Annotated in this window: 21 protein-coding genes; 5 read left to right on the top strand and 16 right to left on the bottom strand. The window is 43.4% G+C overall.

Annotation, left to right across the window (positions count from 1 at the left end; translation table 11 throughout):
* Positions 1–4: 4 nt before the first annotated feature.
* From JSY38_RS14475 to JSY38_RS14455, 5 genes are all read right to left on the bottom strand, one after another.
* Positions 5–724 carry a response regulator gene (locus JSY38_RS14475; protein ID WP_114410354.1) on the bottom strand — a complete coding sequence of 240 codons (720 nt, stop codon included), beginning with the start codon at positions 722–724 and terminating at the stop codon, positions 5–7.
* 49 nt (positions 725–773) lie between these two features.
* Complete coding sequence (locus JSY38_RS14470) at positions 774–1,229, bottom strand: DUF1499 domain-containing protein (RefSeq protein ID WP_114410355.1); 456 nt, start codon at positions 1,227–1,229, stop codon at positions 774–776.
* Between the two features lie 29 nt (positions 1,230–1,258).
* Positions 1,259–2,161 (bottom strand): 23S rRNA pseudouridine(2605) synthase RluB, encoded by a 903-nt coding sequence (gene rluB, locus JSY38_RS14465; RefSeq protein ID WP_205113786.1) that lies wholly within the window; start codon positions 2,159–2,161, stop codon positions 1,259–1,261.
* Between the two features lie 115 nt (positions 2,162–2,276).
* A complete protein-coding gene (locus JSY38_RS14460; RefSeq protein ID WP_114410357.1) occupies positions 2,277–2,897 on the bottom strand; it encodes an L-threonylcarbamoyladenylate synthase in 621 nt (206 codons plus the stop codon).
* A 49-nt stretch (positions 2,898–2,946) separates the two neighbouring features.
* Positions 2,947–3,798 (bottom strand): PHP domain-containing protein, encoded by an 852-nt coding sequence (locus JSY38_RS14455; RefSeq protein WP_205113784.1) that lies wholly within the window; start codon positions 3,796–3,798, stop codon positions 2,947–2,949.
* A gap of 83 nt (positions 3,799–3,881) precedes the next feature.
* On the opposite strand from JSY38_RS14455, the gene JSY38_RS14450 reads away from it, so the two are divergent.
* Together JSY38_RS14450 and JSY38_RS14445 are read left to right on the top strand one after the other, a co-directional pair.
* Positions 3,882–4,418 (top strand): septation protein A, encoded by a 537-nt coding sequence (locus JSY38_RS14450; RefSeq protein ID WP_205113782.1) that lies wholly within the window; start codon positions 3,882–3,884, stop codon positions 4,416–4,418.
* 2 nt (positions 4,419–4,420) lie between these two features.
* Complete coding sequence (locus JSY38_RS14445) at positions 4,421–4,726, top strand: YciI family protein (RefSeq protein WP_205113780.1); 306 nt, start codon at positions 4,421–4,423, stop codon at positions 4,724–4,726.
* Between the two features lie 72 nt (positions 4,727–4,798).
* On the opposite strand, the gene JSY38_RS14440 is transcribed toward JSY38_RS14445, so the two are convergent.
* Positions 4,799–5,080 carry an Rdx family protein gene (locus JSY38_RS14440; protein WP_205113778.1) on the bottom strand — a complete coding sequence of 94 codons (282 nt, stop codon included), beginning with the start codon at positions 5,078–5,080 and terminating at the stop codon, positions 4,799–4,801.
* A 91-nt stretch (positions 5,081–5,171) separates the two neighbouring features.
* Here JSY38_RS14440 and JSY38_RS14435 point away from each other — a divergent pair, with 91 nt between their 5' ends.
* Both JSY38_RS14435 and mnmC read left to right on the top strand, forming a co-directional pair.
* Positions 5,172–5,723, top strand: a complete 552-nt coding sequence (locus tag JSY38_RS14435; RefSeq protein WP_205113776.1) for a peptidylprolyl isomerase — start codon at positions 5,172–5,174, stop codon at positions 5,721–5,723.
* Positions 5,713–7,716, top strand: a complete 2,004-nt coding sequence (gene mnmC, locus JSY38_RS14430; protein WP_205113774.1) for a bifunctional tRNA (5-methylaminomethyl-2-thiouridine)(34)-methyltransferase MnmC2/FAD-dependent 5-carboxymethylaminomethyl-2-thiouridine(34) oxidoreductase MnmC1 — start codon at positions 5,713–5,715, stop codon at positions 7,714–7,716. Before JSY38_RS14435 ends, mnmC begins: the two co-directional genes overlap by 11 nt.
* A gap of 61 nt (positions 7,717–7,777) precedes the next feature.
* Here mnmC and JSY38_RS14425 read toward each other — a convergent pair whose 3' ends face one another.
* Positions 7,778–8,107, bottom strand: a complete 330-nt coding sequence (locus JSY38_RS14425; RefSeq protein ID WP_114410364.1) for a hypothetical protein — start codon at positions 8,105–8,107, stop codon at positions 7,778–7,780.
* A 118-nt stretch (positions 8,108–8,225) separates the two neighbouring features.
* Here JSY38_RS14425 and cysE point away from each other — a divergent pair, with 118 nt between their 5' ends.
* On the top strand, positions 8,226–9,044 hold the full coding sequence (gene cysE / locus JSY38_RS14420) for a serine O-acetyltransferase (RefSeq protein WP_114410365.1): 819 nt from the start codon (positions 8,226–8,228) through the stop codon (positions 9,042–9,044).
* 23 nt (positions 9,045–9,067) lie between these two features.
* Here the strand turns inward: cysE and JSY38_RS14415 are convergent, their stop codons facing one another.
* From JSY38_RS14415 to ccmD, 9 genes are all read right to left on the bottom strand, one after another.
* The gene (locus JSY38_RS14415) at positions 9,068–9,304 is read right to left on the bottom strand and encodes a YheU family protein (RefSeq protein WP_205113772.1); all 237 of its coding nucleotides are present in this window, start codon (positions 9,302–9,304) and stop codon (positions 9,068–9,070) included.
* Positions 9,305–11,323 (bottom strand): NAD-dependent DNA ligase LigA, encoded by a 2,019-nt coding sequence (gene ligA / locus JSY38_RS14410; RefSeq protein WP_205113770.1) that lies wholly within the window; start codon positions 11,321–11,323, stop codon positions 9,305–9,307. It abuts the gene before it with no gap.
* Between the two features lie 91 nt (positions 11,324–11,414).
* Positions 11,415–12,455: a cell division protein ZipA gene (gene zipA / locus JSY38_RS14405; protein ID WP_114410368.1), complete on the bottom strand. Its 1,041-nt coding sequence runs from the start codon at positions 12,453–12,455 to the stop codon at positions 11,415–11,417.
* A gap of 65 nt (positions 12,456–12,520) precedes the next feature.
* Positions 12,521–13,714 carry a tetratricopeptide repeat protein gene (locus JSY38_RS14400; protein ID WP_239543982.1) on the bottom strand — a complete coding sequence of 398 codons (1,194 nt, stop codon included), beginning with the start codon at positions 13,712–13,714 and terminating at the stop codon, positions 12,521–12,523.
* A complete protein-coding gene (locus tag JSY38_RS14395; protein ID WP_114410369.1) occupies positions 13,711–14,121 on the bottom strand; it encodes a cytochrome c-type biogenesis protein in 411 nt (136 codons plus the stop codon). Before JSY38_RS14395 ends, JSY38_RS14400 begins: the two co-directional genes overlap by 4 nt.
* Complete coding sequence (locus tag JSY38_RS14390; RefSeq protein WP_205113769.1) at positions 14,118–14,627, bottom strand: DsbE family thiol:disulfide interchange protein; 510 nt, start codon at positions 14,625–14,627, stop codon at positions 14,118–14,120. The genes JSY38_RS14395 and JSY38_RS14390 overlap by 4 nt, the downstream gene beginning before the upstream one ends.
* A 2-nt stretch (positions 14,628–14,629) precedes the next feature.
* Positions 14,630–16,567: a heme lyase CcmF/NrfE family subunit gene (locus JSY38_RS14385; RefSeq protein WP_205113767.1), complete on the bottom strand. Its 1,938-nt coding sequence runs from the start codon at positions 16,565–16,567 to the stop codon at positions 14,630–14,632.
* Between the two features lie 12 nt (positions 16,568–16,579).
* Positions 16,580–17,047, bottom strand: coding sequence for a cytochrome c maturation protein CcmE (ccmE, locus tag JSY38_RS14380; protein ID WP_205113765.1), 468 nt, complete (start codon positions 17,045–17,047; stop codon positions 16,580–16,582).
* Complete coding sequence (ccmD, locus tag JSY38_RS14375; RefSeq protein WP_239544560.1) at positions 17,047–17,190, bottom strand: heme exporter protein CcmD; 144 nt, start codon at positions 17,188–17,190, stop codon at positions 17,047–17,049. Before ccmD ends, ccmE begins: the two co-directional genes overlap by 1 nt.
* Positions 17,191–17,195 lie beyond the last annotated feature (5 nt).

Below are 17,195 nucleotides of genomic sequence, written 5' to 3'. Positions count from 1 at the left end.
CAGGCTACACTTCTTTTACGAACAAATAACCTTTGCTACGAATGGTCTTAATACGACGAGGGTGGATAGGATCATCACCTATTTTCGAGCGTATACGAGAAATACGAACATCGACAGATCTGTCTTGACCATCGTATTCAATACCACGTAACTCTCCGAAAATTTCTTCTCGACTAAGAATTCGTCCAGCATTACTCGACAACAACCATAGCAAATCAAACTCTGCACTGGTTAACTCAACCTCTTCTTCAAGAAGCCATGCCTCACGACGAGAATTATCAATAGTTAATGGGCCAAATATGAGGTTTTGCTCTTCTTTAGAGGAGGCAGCGTCAAGGTCAACATCTTGATTACTACGACGTAATAAAGACTGAACCCTAGCTAACAACACTCTAGGCTTGGCTGGTTTAGACACATAGTCATCTGCACCAATCTCCAAACCTAATATCTGATCAACATCATCACTGCGAGCCGTTAGCATTAAAATAGGACCTTTATAGTCATTTCGAACACTTCGACATACTGTAAAGCCATCAGCACCTGGTAGCATCAAATCAAGGATTACTAAAGAAGGCTGCTCGGCAATAATACGAGAAATTGCTTTACGTCCATCAGGTTCAATTGCCACATTGAAGCCATTTTTTTGCAAATATTCCTGAGTAAGTAGCGCCAAGCGCTCATCATCTTCCACTATCAAAATAGTTTTGTTGTCATCTATACTCATGGGCGATCCTCGTCCAGTTATTATCGTTTTAGATCAAAAGACTTATAAATCAATCTACTAAAAGTTCTTTCATTTGTCTAACTCTGTCTCGATTAACACCAAAATCTGAGTAGCCAACCCTAGAAGCAGAGCGAACATGTATCACACTGTCCGCATCAGGAAGGTAAACTTCGACATCATCCACATAACCAATCAATGAGCTTTTCACTTCAAAATGAACATAACCCAACGTACTGGCGATAATACGAGTACTTCCTTGCCCAAGCAGATATGACTCAATAGCCAGCTGTGCACTTTTTCGATCACTGGTATAAATAATCGGCTCAGCATAATGGACTTCATCATCTTCTGATGCTTGAGTTGAAACACAGTTTGGAGAAGAAGGGCAAGCCTTTAAAAAGCCATCGGTTAAACCCAACCCTTCTGGTAATTTATTGCCAATACTGACATAAATGCCAAACCCAATAACCAAAGCAACAACTAATCCAATTATCCAGCGAACCATGCTTCTGCGACTCCTAAGCCATTTTTATCTTAACGAAACGATCTTTTACCTGGCTTTTTAGGTTTAAACTCAGGCTTATCATTGCTCTGCCAATCAAAACCTTTAGGTGGCGCACGACGAGCTCCACCGGCTGTGGCTTTGTTTTTATGGCGTTTCAACTCTAATTTCTCTTGTTGAGTTTTTGGTGTCAATTCCGATAGTTTCAGATCAACCATTGCGCACAAAGAGTTAACGTCTTTATCTTCCATCTCGACCCAACGCCCAACTTTAGCTTTAGATGGCAAAAAGACAGGACCAAAACGAACACGTTTCAAACGGTTAACCTTAACGCCTTGAGACTCCCAAAGACGACGAACTTCACGGTTACGGCCTTCCATCAAGCAAACATAGAACCAACGGTTAATACCTTCACCACCGCCATCAACAATGTCGGTAAACTTGGCAACGCCATCATCTAAAATAACGCCTTTTTTAAGTACGGCTAAATTTTCTTCTGTTACTTCACCCATCACGCGAACAAGATACTCACGATCAATTTCCGTTGATGGATGCATTAATCGATTTGCCAATTCACCGTCAGTTGTGAACAGAAGCAAACCCGATGTATTAATATCCAAACGGCCAACAGCAATCCAACGCTCTCCGCGCAGCTTTGGCAGCTTATCAAACACAGTAGGTCGACCCTCAGGGTCTTTACGAGTACATACTTCGCCTTCTGGTTTGTTATAAATAATAACGCGGCGGTTTTCACCTGCCTCAGTAGCAATAATAGAATAGCCATCTATTGTGATCGTATCTTTCACACTAACGCGGTCACCCAATGTAGCAACTTCGCCATTAACCAATACACGACCTTCGCGAATACGAGTTTCCATCTCACGACGTGAACCTTGACCCGCTCTTGCTAATACTTTTTGTAACTTCTCGTCCATTACGAACCTCTTAGAGGGAATGCTTCTCAGCAACCCAGTTTTAATAAAATTAGTTAACTATTTTCCGCATTATAAGTCACACAGCCTGAGACTTTACAGCGGTATCTGTACCATTTTACGCAAACGGCGCAGGATCACCAGCACCAATACGCACCACCTCGATACTGTCTGCATCCATTTTAACAACTGTTGTCGGTTGCAGCCCACAAAAACCGCCGTCAATCACTAAATCTAGAGCATGCTCCAACGTATCGCGGATATCATATGGATCTGTCATTGGGTCCGTTTCGCCAGGTAGAATCAAAGATACACTCATAATCGGAGCACCCAATTCTTCTAGTAGCGCAGAAACTATCTGATTATTGGGAATGCGAATACCAATCGTTTTTCTTTTTGGATGCAACAATCGTCTCGGTACTTCTGATGTGGCATTGAATATAAATGTGTAAGGGCCTGGGGTATTGTTTTTTAATAATCGGTATAAGTGATTATCAAAACGTGCGTATGTTGATATTTCAGACAAGTCCCGGCACACCAAGGTAAAGTTGTGCTTATCGTCTAAACGACGAATAGCACGAATTCGATCTAAAGCAGTCTTATCGCCAAGGTGACAGCCAAGTGAATACCCACAATCCGTAGGGTAAGCAATTACGCCGCCTCCGCGAATCACTTCCGCTGCTTGCTTTATCAAGCGTACTTGCGGATTTTCTGGGTGTATCTGAAAAAATTGACTCAATCTGCTCTCCACAAAAATTTATAAATTGAAATAACCGAGCCTCAATGGATTATGCCCATGACTGCCATACCAAATCCACCTCACTTTCATGAATTTGGGTAAACTTACCAACCTGCATCCATGGCCCATATGGTCCGTGATAATCACTTCCTACGGAAGCTTTTAAATCAAATTCTCTCGACAAACGCTCCAGCAATCGCACGCTATCCGGACGCTCATTTCCAGATACAATTTCAATTCCCGTTCCACCCCACTTTTTAAAATCACTCAGGAGTCGCTTTAATTTAGTAACAGTTAAAGGGTAGCGTTTAGGATGGGCTAAAACCAGTTCAACATCCTGACCAGAAAGCGCAGTCAAAACATCCTCAAGTTCCGGCCAAACATCACGTAACTGACCCAATTTTTTATTACCTAGATAGCGATCAAAGGCTTTATTAGTGTCTTTTACGAAGCCCTTTTCTACCAATAAAGAGGCAAAGTGTGGTCGCCCAAGCTGACTATCTCCCGCCAAGGCAACTGCTTCATCATATAAATCAGGCAGCCCCTGCTTAACCAATAAGTCGGCTATCCGTCTAGCTCGGTCAAGACGAATCGCCTGATTTTCATTCACAATAGACAGCAATGCTGCGTTATCTAAGGAAAAATCCAAAGCAACCATGTGCAAAGGAATACCATTCCATTGCGTTGACAACTCGACACCATGAATAAAACTAAGTCCATGTTCAGAAGCTCGTCGACTCGCCTCTGCAACGCCATCTAATGTGTCATGATCAGTAAGAGCAAACAAGGAAACGCCCTGCTCAACAGCAAGATCGACAAGTTCCGTTGGCGATAAACGACCATCTGAACGTGTAGAGTGTGTGTGTAAATCGACTTTTCGATAACTTGCTGATTCAGGCATAGATTGGCTGTTCTTTAAAAGGAATGGTGGTTATCATAAGTCCAGCATACATACATTTAAGTATACATTCACTGGATTTTTATATGAAAATACTGTTCGACTTCCTTCCTATTGTTATCTTCTTCGTTGTTTATAAAATGACAGGCAATATCATTTTAGCAACAGCTATTTTGATCCCAGCTACCATACTTCAAGTGGGTTTCACTTGGTTCAAAAACAGAACAGTAGAAAAAATGCACCTAGTATCTTTGGCCTTAGTCGTTTTACTTGGCGGAGCCACTGTCCTTATGGGAAACGGTGACTTTATAAAATGGAAGCCCACTATAGTAAATGGGCTTTTTGCGATTGTGTTTTTTGGCAGTCAATTTTTCGGTAGTAAAAACATCATTCAACGTATGATGGGCGATAAATTAGAACTCCCATTTAAAGTATGGCGTACTTTAAATCTTGCGTGGGTTGGCTTTTTCATTATCTCTGGTGTCACTAATTTATATGTCGCGTTTTCATACAGCGAAGAGATTTGGGTGGATTTTAAATTATTCGGTTTATTAGGAATGACCATTGTATTTATCATACTACAAGGCATTTATTTATCATCGCATTTACAAAATAAGGAATAACAATGCTGTACTCAATTATTGGTGAAGATGTAACAAACAGCCTTAGCGCTCGCATGCAGGCTCGCCCTGCTCACTTAGCTCGATTAGAAGCCCTACAAAATGAGGGGCGCTTGGTATTAGCTGGACCAAATCCAGCCATCGACTCAGAAAACCCAGGCGATGCAGGCTTTAGTGGCAGTGTTGTCATTGCTGAATTTGCCAGCCTTGAAGAAGCAAAATCTTGGGCAGACGCAGACCCTTACGTAGCCGCTGGCGTTTATGAAAATGTGACTGTTAAGCCGTTCAAGCAAGTTTTTCCGAACGCCTAAAAGAAACACCCGCTAACCCTTTCCTTGAAGCTTCTAGCCACGCCCCCTGCTAAGGGGGAGGCTGGGAGGGGGTTATTTCTTCACATCCGAATGCCCAAGATCTCGTTCAGGATCTATCACATCTCGCATTCGCTGCTTTAGCACTTTCGCTTCTGGAAAGCCGTCTTCTTTTTTACGACACCAAATTTCTTCCCCATTCACTCTGACTTTAAAAATTCCGCCCTGAGTTGGTATCAAGGTAACACTCTTTATGTCGTCATCAAAAGTTGTCAGAAGTTCTTGCGACAACCATGCCGCACGCAACATCCAACGGCATAAGGTACAGTATTCAATTTCCACGGCTGCGGTGCGCATTTACTTTTTCTCCAAAATTTTCAATAGACGTCTTGGAACGTCACGATATACCCAATACTATTGCCCATACATTTAATTAGGAAGTAGCACTATGCGTAAATATATTATCACTGGTCTCGCTTTATTCACCCTTTGCTCCCAAGTAAACGCCACTGAAGTGGATATTGTAACAAATCAGGGTTCGATTCGAGTCGATCTAAATGATGAAGCCGCACCAAAATCTGTTGCTAACTTTCTTCGTTACGCTGATGAAGGCTTCTATAATGGTACGATTTTCCATCGTGTGATTCGTGGTTTTATGGTTCAGGGCGGTGGCTTTACGAAAGACCTAGAGCGCAAAACGACCCATCAAGCTGTTGCATATGAAGGTGACAATGGTTTGGCAAATAATCGCGGTACGCTTGCCATGGCACGCACACAAGATCCAAACAGCGCCACATCACAGTTCTTTATCAATCAAGTTGATAACACCTTTTTGAACGACGGTGCCCGCGGTGCGGCTGGCTATACAGTTTTTGGTAAGGTTATTTCTGGAATAGACATCGTTGATGCCATCTCTGCCGTACCAACCTCAACAGTTGGCCCCTACCAAAATGTTCCCAAGACACCAGTTATTATCGAGAGCATCACACGTGTTAACTAGTTACCAGTTAGAATCTCCTGCATTAAGTTGGGGGGAGGACGGCGCGCCTCACTCCAACCAGTTTGACGATGTCTATTTTGACAAAGACTCAGGACTAGAAGAAACTCGCCACGTTTTTTTAAAAAACAATCAGTTAAGCGAACGCTGGGAATCACTTCAAAAAAACGCCTTCGTCATTGCTGAAACAGGCTTTGGTACAGGGCTAAACTTTTTATGTGCTTGGCAGGCCTTTTTAGCCGAAGCGGCCAACAACAAACAGTTACATTTCATCTCGGTCGAAAAATACCCTATGACCAAGAGTATGCTGACAGACGCGCTAAAAATGTGGCCATCTATAGGCCATTTTAGTCAGCAGCTAATCGACGCTTACCCTGAAGTGTGCCATGGTTTTCATCGCATTGAATTAGAACAAGGTAGAGTTCAACTTACTCTTTGGTTTGGTGAAGCTGAAGACGGTTTCGCTGCACTTGATGCTGACGTCGATGCGTGGTTTTTAGATGGTTTTGCGCCAAGTAAAAATCCAGAAATGTGGTCTGATAATCTATTCCACCATATACATCGACTTAGCCACAAAGGCACCACCTGCTCAACTTTTACCGCAGCAGGCATTGTACGTAGAGGATTACAAAGCGTTGGCTTTGATGTCCGCAAAGTAAAAGGCTTTGGCCAAAAAAGAGAAATGACGGTTGGCATACTAAACACCACCACAGCACCACTGACTGAACGTATGTCCCAAGGACAATCTTGGTTTAACCTTCGCCAAGATAATGCGCAAGAGGTGACTAAGGTGTTGGTCGTTGGTGCTGGATTAGCAGGCGCCAATACAGCTTATGCTCTGGCGAATCAAGGCATACAAGTCGAAGTATGGGAACAAGGTAATTGCATAGCAGGCGGCGCATCTGGCAACCCTCAAGGCATGCTTTATCCTAAATTTGCTTCACAAGACACGCCCGTAAACCGCTTCTATTTATCCGCTTATTTACACGCCACTCGCCTATATGCCAGCTTGGACGACAGCAAAGAGTTTTGGGATGACTGTGGTTTAATACAAATTCCAAAACACGATAAAGAAGCCGAACGCTTTCAACAACTGCTCAAAAAAAAGCTTTACCCTGAAACTATTTTACAAGCCTCAAAAGACAGGGCAGGCAGTTTGCTCTTACCACTATCCGGCTGGGTCGTTCTGACAGAGCTTTGCAAAACTCTTTTGTCTCATGACAATATTAAAGTTTGCTTAAACACCAAACTTGAAAGTCTTTCTTCCATAAAGGCTGCAAATACAACCACTGGCTGGCAAGCACGATCTGGCGACCTACAATCTGATTTTTCTCATGTGGTATTGTGTACCGCCAATGACACAAAAACCTTAGAAGTAACACCAAATACGCCGGAGTACCCTATTCGCGGGCAAGTCTCGTATATTGAGATAGACAAAGCCAAAGCTTCTTGCGAAGCCATGGGAGAACCCACCAATAAAACAGATTTCGATAAGGTTCTTTGTGAATTTGGCTATGTTTCACCTTCGATAAATGGCTTGCTGCATTTTGGCTCTACTTACGATCTAAAAGATCAAGATGACCAAGTAAGAGAAGAAGGACATAAACGAAACTTAGCAATATTGGAAAGCCTGCTTTTACTACCAAAAGAGACGTTTAATACTGAAGATTGTGGCGGCCGAGTATCGTTTCGGTGTGCTGTTCCTGATTACACTCCGATTGTTGGACCCGTTCAATCGGATGAAATGTATCGGCAGGCATATTCAGCACTCAGTAGAAATGCTAAGTGGCAAAGTAATGAAATTGCAGAACCACTAACGCAGTTATTTATTAACATTGGGCACGGTTCTAGAGGATTAATTTCAACGCCTTTGAGCGGCAGCTATATCGCAAGCTTAATTACTGGGGTGCCTTCCCCTTTAGAGCAGAAAATAAGTCATAAACTTCACCCGAGTCGCTTTATAATCAGAGATATGAAGCGCAGCCAAAATAGCTAGTTAAAATGCATTGAAGCGTTTTACCACGCCTCAATGCATAGCACCACAAGCCACAATAACCTTATGATTCAAAAAGAGCACAAGCGCTTGGAATAAGCGCAACAAATCGGTTGGAGGTTTGCGGGCGAATTATGTAATTATTAAGCTCAGGCAACAAAGCTCTCAGCTTATCACTCAGTTGCAGCAAGCTAGGGTTTATCGGTTCATAAGGATAAACATGGTCTTGTAGACTCAATTTATGCAACTCATCCAATTCATCTTGTAAAATGCCCTTCATCGCAAAAAAACGGTCTTTTTGGTTAATGTCATTGGTCTCCCAATAGGCATCAGAAAACGCTTCATTTAATTCATAAAAAATATGCAACGCATCAGCAACATTTTTCTTAGACATGCTATCTCCAATCTTTCTTAGGCAATATTACTATTACCCCTTGTATTGTTTAACCCTAACCCTATAACCTACATTCTAAACATGAATCAATATAGGTGAATACCCCTTGAGTACAACAATGCATCATGCCGTGACTTCTGACAATCTCTGGCAGTCTTTGCAAGCAGAAGCCAAAAAGCTTGCACAAGATGAACCGATTCTAGCCAGCTATTTTAATACGACTATTTTACGTCATGAATCATTGTGTTCGGCATTGAGCTTTTTACTTGCTAGCAAACTCGATAGCATATCCATCCCAGCTATGGTTCTACGAGAAGTATTCGAAGAAGCTATGGCAGATACTAACTCTGGCATTGTACGGTGCATCGAGCAAGATATTTTAGCAATAAAAGAACGCGACGCGGCTTGCGATACACTAACAACGCCTTTGCTATTCTTTAAAGGCTTCCACGCCTTGCAAACTCATCGAGTAGCGAACTGGCTATGGAAAAACAATCGTAGAAGTTTAGCTTTGTATCTTCAGGGTCAAATGTCGATGGTCTTTAGTGTTGATATCCATCCTGCGGCCACAATAGGCTGTGGTGTTATGTTAGACCATGCCACAGGGCTTGTAGTGGGCGAAACCTGTGTCATTGAAGATAACGTATCAATTTTGCAATCCGTTACTCTAGGCGGCACAGGTAAAGAGCACGGAGATCGTCACCCTAAGATTCGTACAGGCGTATTGATTGGTGCCGGCGCAAAAATTCTTGGCAACATTGAAATCGGCGAAGGTGCAAAAATCGGTGCCGGTAGCGTGGTGTTAGAACCCGTTGAACATCACACTACTGTCGCTGGTGTACCAGCCAAAGTAGTGGGTCGCAACATGGGAGAAGACCCATCCAGAGCCATGGATCACAATATCAATCACTGTATTCGTGATTGCGTCGAAGAATAATTCAATAAAACGTAACTACGATCTTAAAAAAGATCGTAGTTACTTAAGTCACCTTTCGGAATCATTTTGATGGTTTCGCTCTCTGTATCAAACAACAACACTGCTTCCCCGCTTCGCAACGACCGCAACGCTTGCTCGCGCTTCTGCGCGACCGATAGATCATAATCACCATAATCCGTGCCATCACGGGACACGATATCGTCCAAAATGGTTTCTAACGTATCTGGCGCTAACGAATCGTAAGGTATTAAAGTATCCAATTAGATCGCTCCATGTTGAGTGAGCAAGGCAATAACGCCCTCCTCATCAATAATAGGCACATCAAGAGACTGTGCTTTGGTAAGTTTAGAGCCCGCTTTTTCACCAGCCACTAAGCAATCTGTTTTCGCGGAGACAGAACCACTTACTTTTGCGCCCAACGCTTGCAGTTTGTCTTTAACCTGATCACGGCTAAACTGACTCAAAGAACCAGTCACAACGTAGGTTTTACCGGACAGTGGTAATTCATCCGCAGAGACTTGCTGTTTTTTTTCCCAAACAACCCCAGCCGCTAACAAACCCTTAATCGTTTCTCGGTTTAATTCTTGTTCAAAAAACAAACATACATGTTGAGCAACAATAGGGCCTACATCTTCGACTTCCACCAAACTTTCTTGATCCGCCACCATCAAATCATCCAGCTCAGTAAAGTAACTGGTTAATGCTCGCGCCGTGGCCTCACCCACTTCACGAATACCTAGCGAATAGATAAAGCGATTAAATTGCGTATTCTTTGCCGCCTCGATTGAAGCAAGAAGCTTCTCAACTGACTTTTGCCCCATTCGTTCCATAGACAATAAGGTGTCTTTTTTCTCACTCAAGGTAAAAATATCAACAGGGGTTTTCACCAACTCTTGATCGACCAATTGCTCAATCAATTTGTCACCGAGACCGTCTATGTCCATAGCTTTACGAGAGACGAAGTGCTTTAAGGATTCTTTTAACTGCGCTCCACAAACCAAACCGCCAGTACAACGAATAACCGCTTCGCCTTCAACCTGTTCCAAATCCGAACCACAAACTGGACAAGCTTCTGGAAAAATAACATCCGTCACATCATCAGTACGCTTATCAATGACAACCTGAACCACTTTAGGAATAACATCCCCAGCGCGGTGAACAATTACAAAATCATTCACCTTTACGCCCAAGCGAGCAATCTCATCTTTGTTGTGCAAAGTGGCATTAGAGACTGTTACACCACCGACAAACACAGGCTCTAATCTAGCAACAGGCGTAATAGCGCCAGTACGACCCACTTGGAAATCAACACCCAACACTCTGGTCATCTCTTCTTGCGCAGGGAATTTCCTGGCTATCGCCCAACGTGGTGCTCGAGCAATAAAGCCCAGCTGACTCTGCAAGGCAATTTGATCCACTTTATAAACAATACCGTCTATGTCATAGGATAAATCTGCACGTTTTTCATTGAGCATTTCGTAATACTCAATGCAGCCTTGCGCGCCCTTAGCTTTTGCCATTAGGTCATTGGTACGAAAGCCCCACTCACTTAACTGCAGCAAACCTTCATAATGACTTGTCGGTTGATCCCAACCTTCGGCATAGCCAATCGAATAAGCACACATAACAAGTGGGCGTTTGGCCGTTATTTTTGGATCAAGCTGACGTAAGCTGCCCGCCGCCGCATTCCGAGGATTAACAAAAGTTTTTTCACCTTGCTCAACCGCCACTGCATTCAGCTTTTCAAAACCGTCTTTTGGCATGTAGATTTCGCCACGAACTTCTAATACTGCAGGTGGCGTATTAGTGCGTAACTTCATTGGCACAGAGTAAATAGTCTTTATATTCGAAGTGATATCTTCCCCAGACAAACCATCACCACGGGTCACGCCTCGAACTAAATGTCCATCTTCATAACGCAAACTAATCGCCAAACCATCCAGTTTAGGTTCACAGCAATAGGTTACATGATCAGCATTAAGTAATTTACGAATACGCTGATCAAAATCAGACAAGGAGTCATTATCAAAGGCATTGTCTAAAGACAACATAGGCACAGTATGAGCCACGTTGTTAAAACCGCTGTCTGGCTTTTCGCCAACACGTTGAGTTGGTGAATCGGCTTGAATCCAGTCTGGGTGTGCGGTTTCTACCTCTTGAAGCTGACGATATATGCGGTCATATTCTGCGTCAGGTACGATTGGCGCATCTTTTACATGGTAGGCATAGCTGTAGTCGTTAAGCTGCTGAATCAGGTCCAGCATTTGCTGATGCGTCATGTTTGTCTCTTGGGTCATATTATAAATAAACTCGAATTGAATTCTTCTAGCTGGTCTAAAGCAACCAAGGCCCCTTAGGGCCTTGGTCTTATTACTGTTTGTTGCGCATTAACCGGCGGCGCTCAAAATCACGTATTCGCTGACGACAGTGAGCAATGGTTTGCTCACTCATTGGACTACGTCGTTCATCGCGCAGCTCTCCACCCAAGTTACGCACTAAGGTTTGAGCGGTTTCTAGCATGAAATCAAAGGCTTTCATGCTGTTTTTTGGACCAGGCAATCCCATAAAGAAGCTTACACCCGGGCAGTCATTTTCCCCCATTGTATCTAGATCAAACGTACCTGGCTCGATGGCATTCGCCATACTGAACTGTACTCGACCACGGTCGAAGCCGTCTTCATGGCGATGAAAAATATCCATTTCACCATAGCGCATGCCGCAATTTAGAATCAGCTGAAGTAATTCCATTCCCGAAAAGCTTTCATTTTCTGGCGCAAAAATATTGATAACGATGACCTCTTCGATTTCAGCAACATCATTGTCTTCTTGCTCATCGTCTTCTTCAAGAACACTATTTGGTGTTACCTGGTCGATATCGACTTCAGAATAATTGCGCTCGTAGTCTTCATGTATTTCAGAATCATCAGCTTCATAGGACTCATCTCTGGAGAAGTCTAAATCAAGTTCATCCTGCTCGTAATCTTGCTCATAGAAGCCATCATCAGAATAATTTTGTTCTGATACAGCCGAGTCGCCAAAGTCACGCTCAGGTACTAATGAGGCAAGCTCATCAAGATACATATCTTCACCACGATGCATTTCTGGGCCAGAGTCCACTTTATGGGGAACATCGGTTAGCGGCTGCTTTGCAGTCTTCCTAGCATTTTCAAACGCGTTGCTAATCGGATCTTGTAAGCCTGTGTCTCGTTCATTCGCAGACACCTTACTGTAACCAACAGGCGATCTTTTGCTCAGTATCTCGTCATCGTCTGATTCATCAAAATCAGTAAAATCACTTTCAGTTTGAGAAAGTTCATTGCCTTTTTTATATCGACGAAATCCATCTATAAGAATAACGACAATAATGACGACCCCTATTAAGATCAGCCACTCACGTAAGCTAAATTCCATTGCATATTCCGAATTGCATCAATTAATGTTGACCGTATTATCAAACGAAGCGGCTTAGGATTCAATTATAAGGCTACGTTGATTACGAAAATCTCGTTACGATTTACCAATAAACCCTGTTTCGTACCAATAATTTGGCCTTTTGTCAGATCGTCGTCATTTATGTTCGCTAACTTAATGACTAAATCCACCTCATCGGCTTCTGCCAACGTAGTCGTTGGCATCAAGGCATCAAGATTAGTTAACAAAACTGGCTGATCTAAATCTTCTGGATATATTCTTTTTATAGCAATGGGCATAGTCTGCCCTCTCAATACTGCGTACACCAGTAAGACATCGTCCTGATGCCAGCGAATCTCCCTTGCATCCCAATTGATCTTTACTACTAGCTGATCAGTAATAATAGGCGCAACCTGCTGATAATCAATTCTACCTAGGTCACGCGCCTTGCCTATTGCCGATAGCAACGCTAAACGCTCTTGAGAATGCCCACTGTAGCGAATCGCTTCTTGCCAAGCCAATACCGCGCCCAAATAGTTTTGCTGTGCAAATTCAGCCACACCTTTTAAATCCAGTGCAGTGGGCTGAGTCGGTGCGACCTGAAGCACAGCATCCACAACTTTTAGCATTTTGTCCGAGCTTTGACCACCATTCGCATAAAAAACAGCCTGTGCGTACTCAACCAACAAGTTCACACGGTTTTCAGCGTTTTTCGGCAGTTTTTCTAATGCCGTTTCAAAAGCTACAACAGCATTTTGGTATTGTTCTGCACTAAGATAGTCGTTTGCAAGATAATACCAATCTTCCACTCTGTCATAACGTTCGCTACGATAGATTAAAAAATCGGTTATTTTCTCAGGCGTTAACTTTTGCGTTTGCAAATCTTGTGTAAAAATCACCTCTTTTGAATAGCCTATCTGCTCATAAAGACTAACACTTCCTAAAACAGCAACAATCATTACCCCCAACATAGACCAACGAGCAAAAGAGGTGTCCGTTGAAAAAGAGGGTTGTTTTTTGCTTCCGACAACACGTGCCTCATGATCGATATCAAGCAAAAGCTGTGCTGCCTCACTAGCAGTTAAGCGACCAGCTTCTTGCTCTTGAGCGATTTCATCTCGACGCACCGAAGCAAATGACTGACTATCTTGGCCCTCTCTATCGCCACGACAATTATCAGAACGATGATTCAGCGAACCAAATAGGTACACTAAACTCAAGGCTATCAGACAGGCCATGACCATATACGCAATCATCATAAAGCTCGTCCTCGTCGTTGACGGTTCGACATCAACACTGCCACAAAGGCCAAAATACCTATCCCAAGCAGGATAAACGGCCCGTACCAAAGCAGAAAAGTGGCCGAAGAGTGCTGTGGTCGGTACAAAACAAAAGTGCCATAACGCGCAACCATATAATCAACAATTTCTTGATCCGTTTTCCCCTGCTCAATTAATTGATGGATCAACTCCCTCAGATCAACAGCAATGCCAGAGTTTGAGTCCGCCAAATTTTGGTTCTGACATTTAGGGCAACGTAGTTCTTCGACTAGGCTTTGGTAACGGGTTTTATTCAACTCTGAACTAAACAGCATTTGCTCTTGGGCAAAAGCCGACAAGGAAATCAACATCACCACATTTAGGAAAACACCTTTCACTAACATCATTTCATGTACTCTTTAATGTTAGGCCAGTTCACAGCATCAACCACGCCTTGATGTCGATAAACCACCACTCCAGAGCTATCAATAACAAAGGTTTCAGGGGCACCTGTCACGCCCATATCCACGCCAAAGTTACCTATTTCATCCATTAATACCACTTGGTAAGGATTGCCTTTTTGCTCTAACCATTGCTTCGCGGGTGGTTGCTGATCTTTGTAATCGACCCCAATGATAGGAACACCAGAACTGGCTAACTCCATCAAAAATGGATGTTCAACATGACACGCAGGACACCAAGTGCCCCAAAAATTAATAAGATAAGGACCCACAGGCAAATCGTCTTTGCTATAAACTTGATCGTCTTGCAAAGACACCAATGTGAACTCTGGTAATGTTTTTCCAATTAATGCGGAGGGCATATATTGTGTATCTTTGCCAAGCTGAAGATATAAAACAGCACCTAATACCAAAAAAAACACGAATGGAATAAAAAGCAAAAATTTACGCATCGCTAGCCCCCTGCCCGTTTTCGATAACGTTTATCCAGTGCGGCCAATAAACCGCCCGCCATCATCAACAAACCACCAAGCCAAATCCAACGAACAAAGGACTTTACGTAAATTCGGACACCCCATGCAGAACCATCAAGCCTTTCACCTAGAGAAACGTATAAGTCACGAGTAAAACCAGCATCCAACGCAGCTTCAGTCATTACTTGCTGACGAGTTGTAAAGAAACGCTTTTCAGGATAAAGAACTGCAACGGCTTCCCCTGATTTATATGCCGTAAATTGCCCTTTATTTGATACATAATTAGGCCCATCGACTTGCTCCATGCTATCAAACATAAAATCATAACCTGCCACCGTCGCGTTATCCCCAGGAGACAATCGCAGCATTGACTCATGACTGTTTACGCTAACCAATACAATCCCCACCAAGGAAACGACCATACCAAGATGCGCCAATAACATGCCATAGTAATTTCTTGGTAATTGACGAGCACGAGGAATAATACCTTTTGTTCCCGCAGAGACTTTACCAAACCAATCTGCACAAGATAAGAACACTACCCAAAATGCCACAGCCAAACTAAGCCAAGCGATAAAACCAAACCCGTAATAATAAACAACCAAGCCTGCCGATAAGATAGCGATAAACGCTGAGGTAGAACAAACCTTAGCAAACACACTAAATTTCGTATGGTGCCATTTAGACAAAGGCCCTACCGCCATAAATACCACCAGCAGCAGCGCAATTGGCGTGAACACACTATTAAAATACGGCGCTCCCACTGATATTTTTCCTAAGTTTAAGGCGTCAAATATCAATGGATACAAGGTGCCCAACAAAACGGTCAACGTCAGAACCGTCAGTAGAATATTATTCAACAATAACCAAGCTTCTCGTCCCGAAGCCCCAAAGGAAACGCTCGAACGCACCTCGACTGCACGGATGGCATACAGCAATAAACTGCCACCCACGAGCACCAATAGTAAAACGAGAATAAAAATACCGCGAGTCGGATCGGCCGCAAAAGAGTGCACCGAGGTTAGTACACCAGAGCGAACCAAAAACGCACCAAGCAACGAAAGACTAAAAGTAAAAATCGCCAGTAGGATAGTCCAGCTTTTGAATACACCACGCTTTTCTGTAACAGCAAGGGAATGCAACAACGCAGTTCCCGCTAACCAAGGCATAAACGAAGCATTTTCTACTGGATCCCAAAACCACCAGCCACCCCAACCTAATTCGTAATAAGCCCACCAGCTACCCAGCGTAATTCCTAAGGTCAAAAACGCCCACGACGCTGCGGTCCAGGGCCTTGCCCAACGCGCCCAAGACGCATTTAAATTCCCAGTAATTAGCGCTGCCACGGCAAAGCCGAATGCCACAGAGAACCCCACGTACCCCATATACAAAACAGGAGGGTGGACAATCAGCCCAAAATCTTGCAACAAAGGATTCAGGTCTCCACCATCCACAGGAGTATCAGGCAGTAAGCGCGCAAAAGGCGAAGACGTAAAAAGCAAAAAGGATAAAAAACCTAGACTAACCATGCCTAGCACAGATAACACCACAAGGCCGACATCCTCTGGCAAGGTTTTTATCTTGAACGCTACGACAGAACACCAACCAGACAATATCAACACCCAGAGCAACAGTGACCCTTCATGCCCCCCCCACAAAGCACTAAATTTATACCAAACAGGCAACTGGCTATTGGAGTTTTGGGCCACATACAGCACAGAGAAATCGTCACTTAAAAATGACCAACTTAGTGTAATAAAGCTTACCAACACCAACGCAGACATAATAAAAGTCAGTGGGCGTGCTGCTTCCAGCAAAAGACGATTTCCTCTCCAATAACCAATCAGGGGGACAGAAGCGAGCGATAGAGCAAAAAACAACGACAATATCAGAGAAAATTGACCAATTTCAGGGAACATAAACAGCCTAAATTAATAAGTAGATTGCGAGCTTGCTTTACTCTCACCCATCGAGCTTTGGGCATTCTTCACAGCCTCAGACACTTCCGGAGGCATATATTTTTCATCATGTTTCGCCAAAACTTCAGTAGCTATAAAAACACCGCCATCATTTAATTGACCTTGGGCAACAATTCCCTGACCTTCTCTAAATAGGTCTGGCAAAATACCACGGTATTCGATGGTGACTGTGTGCTGATAATCAGTCGCTTCAAACACAACTGCCAAGGTTTCAGGATTACGCTTTACACTGCCATCCACCACCAGACCACCCGCTCGTATATTGACATTACGTGGAGCTTCTCCCATGGCTATTTGGGACGGTGAATAAAACAAATTGATATTTTGCTGAAGAGCATACATGACTAGCGTCACCGCAGCGCCCAATATCAATACAATAGCGGTTATGACTAACAGACGCTTTTTTCTAACTGGATGCATTATAGGGTTTGATTCCTCATAAAGCGTTTACGTAACCGATCGCGTGTTTTTCGACGTGTGGATAAGGTATCCCAAATCAACCACGTTAATACCAAAGAACTAAAGCCATAAACAGACCAAACATAGAGTCCGTGAGCGCCCATCGCCA

This window comes from Marinomonas foliarum (assembly GCF_016906065.1).
Lineage (GTDB): Bacteria > Pseudomonadota > Gammaproteobacteria > Pseudomonadales > Marinomonadaceae > Marinomonas > Marinomonas foliarum.
This window is presented reverse-complemented; position numbering and strand designations above follow the sequence as displayed.